Annotated in this window: 5 protein-coding genes; 1 reads left to right on the top strand and 4 read right to left on the bottom strand. The window is 54.3% G+C overall.

Annotated elements, in window-relative coordinates:
- The 4 genes from RCH87_RS10120 to RCH87_RS10105 all read right to left on the bottom strand — a co-directional run.
- Positions 1 to 200, bottom strand: a 200-nt coding sequence (locus RCH87_RS10120) for an ATP-binding cassette domain-containing protein (RefSeq protein WP_306516574.1), incomplete at its 3' end; no start/stop codon positions are given.
- Positions 200 to 1,012 (bottom strand): ABC transporter permease, encoded by an 813-nt coding sequence (locus tag RCH87_RS10115; RefSeq protein ID WP_126843600.1) that lies wholly within the window; start codon positions 1,010 to 1,012, stop codon positions 200 to 202. The genes RCH87_RS10115 and RCH87_RS10120, both read right to left, overlap by 1 nt.
- Complete coding sequence (locus RCH87_RS10110; protein WP_306516573.1) at positions 1,003 to 2,064, bottom strand: ABC transporter permease; 1,062 nt, start codon at positions 2,062 to 2,064, stop codon at positions 1,003 to 1,005. The genes RCH87_RS10115 and RCH87_RS10110 overlap by 10 nt, the downstream gene beginning before the upstream one ends.
- Positions 2,064 to 3,719 carry a TIGR04028 family ABC transporter substrate-binding protein gene (locus RCH87_RS10105; protein WP_306516572.1) on the bottom strand — a complete coding sequence of 552 codons (1,656 nt, stop codon included), beginning with the start codon at positions 3,717 to 3,719 and terminating at the stop codon, positions 2,064 to 2,066. Before RCH87_RS10105 ends, RCH87_RS10110 begins: the two co-directional genes overlap by 1 nt.
- 603 nt (positions 3,720 to 4,322) lie before the next feature.
- Between RCH87_RS10105 and RCH87_RS10100 the strand changes: the two genes are divergently transcribed.
- Complete coding sequence (locus RCH87_RS10100; protein WP_306516571.1) at positions 4,323 to 4,766, top strand: hypothetical protein; 444 nt, start codon at positions 4,323 to 4,325, stop codon at positions 4,764 to 4,766.
- Positions 4,767 to 4,818 lie beyond the last annotated feature (52 nt).

The following is a 4,818-nucleotide window of genomic DNA, read 5'->3' as shown; positions in this document are numbered from 1 at the left end:
GAGCCGGAAACAATTGTCGCGTTTTCTGCAAGCAGGCCAATCGCGGCCATGGCTGAAGTGGATTTTCCGGATCCGGATTCTCCCACGATGGCCGTCATTTCGCCTGGAACCACATCAAAGTTGATGCCGCTGACGGCTTCCACCTCGCCGTGTTCGGCGCGGTAAGTAATGGATAGATCAGAAACAGATAGCAGTGACATTATGCTGCCTTTCGCAAAATCTGGCTGAGGTGGTTCGCTGCGAGTACCACAGCAACAATGACGAGTCCGGGTGCCAAGGTGAGCCAACCGGCGGTAGCGATATAGTCGCGTGATTCCGAGATCAACAGCCCCCATTCTGGCGTCGGCGGCGGGGCACCGTAGCCGAGGAATCCCAGGGTAGCCAACTGCAGAATTGCTAGGCCGAATTGCAAAGCGGCAACGGCGAACACTGAGGTCAGCGAATTTGGCAGGATATGGCGCATGAGTACTTGCAGTGGTGTTCCGCCCGAGCCGTAAGCAGCTTCGACGAAATCAGCACCTGCAACACTGAGCACCTGTGAACGGGCTAATCGGGCGAAAGTGGCAACCGAGGTAACGCCCACTGCAATCGCAGCATTAAAGATGCCGTGCCCCAAAACGATGATCACCGACAGGGAAAGCAAAAGTGCGGGGATGGATAGCAGCACATCGACAACGCGCATTATCGCTGCATCCAACCATCCTTTATTTACCCCTGCGATCACGCCGAGGAGCGTGCCGACGACGAGGCCGAAAAGCACGGCGAGCAGTGCCCCGAGTAAGGATTGCCGGGCGCCGTAGACAACTCTGGTGTACAGGTCACGTCCGACGGCGTCGGTGCCAAACCAATGCTGAAAACTTGGGGCGAGCAGTGCGGTGGTGTCGCCACCCTGGTTCGGATCTTGCGAAGTAAACAACTGCGGCACCAATGCGCACAGCACTGCCAAGCCAAGCACGATGAGTGAAATAGCTGTACCGGGACGAACTTTAAGTTGTGCGGGTTTTAGCTGCATTTTTGTTCTCCCTTTTCGTGCGGTTCTGAGGCATTCCGGGAAGCACCTGCCGCGTGTGCAGCTGAAGAAGTTGCGGAAGGTTGCGCTGCGGAAGGTTGTGCTGCGGAATTTTCGGCAGTGCGACGCTCCCGCAGGCGCACGTCGAGCACTGGATAAAGAAGGTCAACCACGAGGTTGATAAGCACGAAGACCACCGCGGCAAGCACCACGATCGCCAACAGCACCGAGGTGTCGCGGTCGGCAACCGCATCTACCGTTAAGGCTCCAATGCCGTGCCGGGCAAAAACGGCTTCCGTCACCACGGACCCGCCGATTAATTCGCCAAAGGTAAGTCCGGCCATGGTCAATACCGGCAGGAAGGCGTTGCGTAATACATTTCGCCACAGCAGCCATGCCCCGCTGGCGCCTTTAGCACGCACTACTTGCACGAAGGGCATATCCATGACCTCATCGATGGAGCGCATGAGCACCTGAGCCAGCGGCGCAGATATCGCGATAGCCAAGGTAATAACCGGAAGCACCAGAGATTGCACAGAATTCGCACCGATAACCGGCACCCAGCCAAGGCCGAAGGAAAAAACTTGAATCAAAATAATACCGATCCAAAAGGTGGGCACTGAGACCATCACCGAGGGCAAGCTCCGCGACAGGCTCCGCAACCAAGCCATTGGCCCGAAGGTAGATAGCACCGCGATGCCAAAGGCAAGGATTGCGCCCACCACAAACGCGGACAATGCCAGGGCCATTGTCGACGGGATGGCACTGGCGAGCATCTCCGAAACCGCAGTACCTGTTGCCACGGAATAGCCGAAGTCGCCAGTCAGGAATCCGGTGAGAGCAGAAAAATACCGCGAGATAAGTGGTTCATCAGCACCATAAACCTCCCGAATGTCAGCCAGCTGCTCCGGGGTAAGGCCTAGATTGGGGTTGTCGTAACGAGCAGCTACAGCATCACTGGGCAAAGCACTGAGCAAGATAAACGCCAGCGTAAACGTCGCCCAGATAACTAAAACGGACTGGCCGATTCGTGCAAATATTGATTTCCGACTCATTACTTCCCCCGTCCTTGTGCAGGGTTAATCTCGACTGCGTAAAACGATGGCCGGCCAATGGCTTCCGTCGTAAAGCCGTCGACATGCGGTTGCGCACCGTAGACTTGTGGTTCTTCAAACAAAGGCAGAATATAGGCTTGTTCTGCCAGGTAATCTTGCATTTCGGTGGCCTTTGCCAGGCGTTGTTTTTCGCTGGTCAGCTGGAAGTAGTCATCCACCAGCGCTTGCAACTGCTCATCACCGTAACTACCGGTTTCTGCATCGTAGTTCAGGAAAGAATTTCGCCCGGCGCCATCTAGCCAGGTAGCTAGCGTGTCGACGTTTGCGCGTCCGGTCATAGTGTGCCGTACTTGCACGAGCTCCTGATCCTTCATTGCCTTGGTTTGGGCTGAACGATCGCCTGGGTACAAATGCGCTTCTACCCCAATGCTTTTCAGCATCTCTTGAGCTTTGGTAAACATCTCCCGCGACCGCGGTTGCGGCACGGCTTCGTTGAAGGTCAGGGAAAGCCGTTGGCCTTCTTTAGTACGGATCCCGTCGGAGCCGCGCTCCCAGCCTGCGTCGTCGAGCAATTGCCCTGCTTTCTCTGGATCGTAGGCGTAGTGTTCTGACTCGTCTTGGAAGCCAATTGCGGTGCGCGCCAAGATCGATGCGCCTTTCGGGTACGAGTCCGAATAAAGGGTGCGCAGGATATTGTCGCGATCGATGGCGTGAATGAGTGCCCGCCGGACCCGGATGTCTTCCACGAGAGGATGCCGGAAATGGAAGTGGTAGCTATTGTTGACGCCGCGCGTGGGGGCCGCGAGAATCTGTAGATTCTGATCCTTTAAGTGTTTTTCATCTGGTGCTTCAATCTGGCGGGCCACATCAGACTGCCCAGCGACGAGAGAACCGACACGGACGGAATCTTCTTCAGCTAACACGATATTCACCCCGGCAATGTCTGCCGGGCCTTGCTGATCGCCCCGGGCCGGTGGTGCCCACTGGTAATCGTCACGTGCCTTCAACACCAGTTTTGTGCCGAGTTCTTCTGCGTCGATGAAGAAAGGACCAGAACCGGAAATCGCTGTGGCATTGCCTGGGGCAAAACCAGAATCGTCGAGGTCCAAGGTTTCGTTGGACAGCAGCCCTTGGTTCATGACTGACGTCGCTTGTGGGAAGCCTGGGGATGGCTTCGTGAAATAAAACTTCACCGTGTATTCGTCAATGACTTCGGCTTTGTCGTAATTCGGAAGCTGTTCGGAGGGCGTTAATAAGCGCGCGTCATCGCCTTTCGCGTAGAGGTCATAGTTCTTCTTCACGTTCGCGGCATCAAGCACAGAACCATCGGAGTAAGTAACGCCCCGGCGGATTCGAAACGTGAATTCCGTATTATCCGCATTTGCTTGCGGTAATTCTTCTGCAATCCACGGGTGCAGCTCTAAGGTTTCCGGGTCTTGCCACAGCAGCCGGTCCGTAATGTTGTTAAGCACTCCACCATTTGGGTAATAACCGCCGGAAGGTGGATAAAGGTTATTAAACATATTCGGTTCCACGTAGGTAACCATGCCCGTGTCAGCCGAATCAGAGGTGTTCGCGCAAGCGGCTAAGGAGAGCACCATCGCGCCACCCATCGCTGCTGCGAGCACTTTCATGCGCCATCGTAGGTTTGTCATAATCGTGAGTTTCCTTCAGTTCTAAAGCGAAGCCCGCTAATTAGACCACATAAGAAAGCTACACACAAGACCGTTCGGTCTATTGATTCACCTTGGGATAAAGAGTGCAATCGAGGCAGTAGGTAGACCAAGCTGTCTAGCTATTCCAGACCCCATAGGCTTCCGTGATGCAGTCCGCCTGCCGTGCGGCATACGTCAAGGGGGAAAGTGCATCCGCAGCATTTTCATGGGTGAATTTGCAACAAAAAGTGCGTCTTGTCGGGGCGTCGACCAGCGTATGGTCCGTTTTGCAAATAAGCGCCCTAAAACCGGCCTTTTTCGTTCACTATTTGCAAAACGGACCACAGACATGATTACCGACGATTTACTCCTACTTCCGTAGTACAGAGATCGTTCCGAGGCTTTCGATGGTGCATGCGCTACAACACCCGCAGGCGGCACTCCTGGTGCAATCTTGTAGCTCGTGATGTCTTTGAAGCCGGGGCTTTAGCTACACTGACTAAAGCAGCATAGTTAATCCCCAACGTGTCCACTTTCCGGGGGTCAGGCCTATACAACCCACAACCCTTTCGAATACTTAGACCGCTGGGAGAAAGGCAAGCAATGAACGAGCTGAAAAAGCAGACTTACCGCAAACGTATAGCCGTAGCGGAGGTTTTCCGGTCTGCCCTCCGGCAAAACGATGAGCGGAATCGTTTTTTGACCGAAATCGGAGCCAGCAACATGCCTGTCATCATCCCAGCTTTAGATACGACCCTTGCTGTAAGTATTCAGCACGCTGCTCAGCGCTATTTCGATGCAGGTGAGCAAAAAGTTGTTATCCCTGTTTGGAACGACAGCAAGCAAAACGATACTTTCGAATTACGAGTTCTCATCTTATCTGAGCAGGATGCGCCCGGTTTCTGGTCACTGAATAAGCATGAGTTCCAGGAGCATGCCACGATGGCCCAGATTGTCGAGGCTGCTACCCCTGATAAGCAATGGCAATTTGCCACACTGAATACAGAAAAGCGGCAAGAATTTCAGAACCTCATTGGCTCTGCATAGCCGAGCAGTCCTGCTGTCTACCGAAAGCTAAAAGGAATGACCAAGCCTCTTC

It is taken from the genome of Corynebacterium sp. (genome assembly GCF_030826625.1).
In the GTDB taxonomy this organism is placed as follows: Bacteria; Actinomycetota; Actinomycetes; order Mycobacteriales; family Mycobacteriaceae; genus Corynebacterium.
The sequence above is the reverse complement of the archived record's forward strand: the minus strand, read 5'-3'. Positions and strand labels throughout refer to the sequence as shown.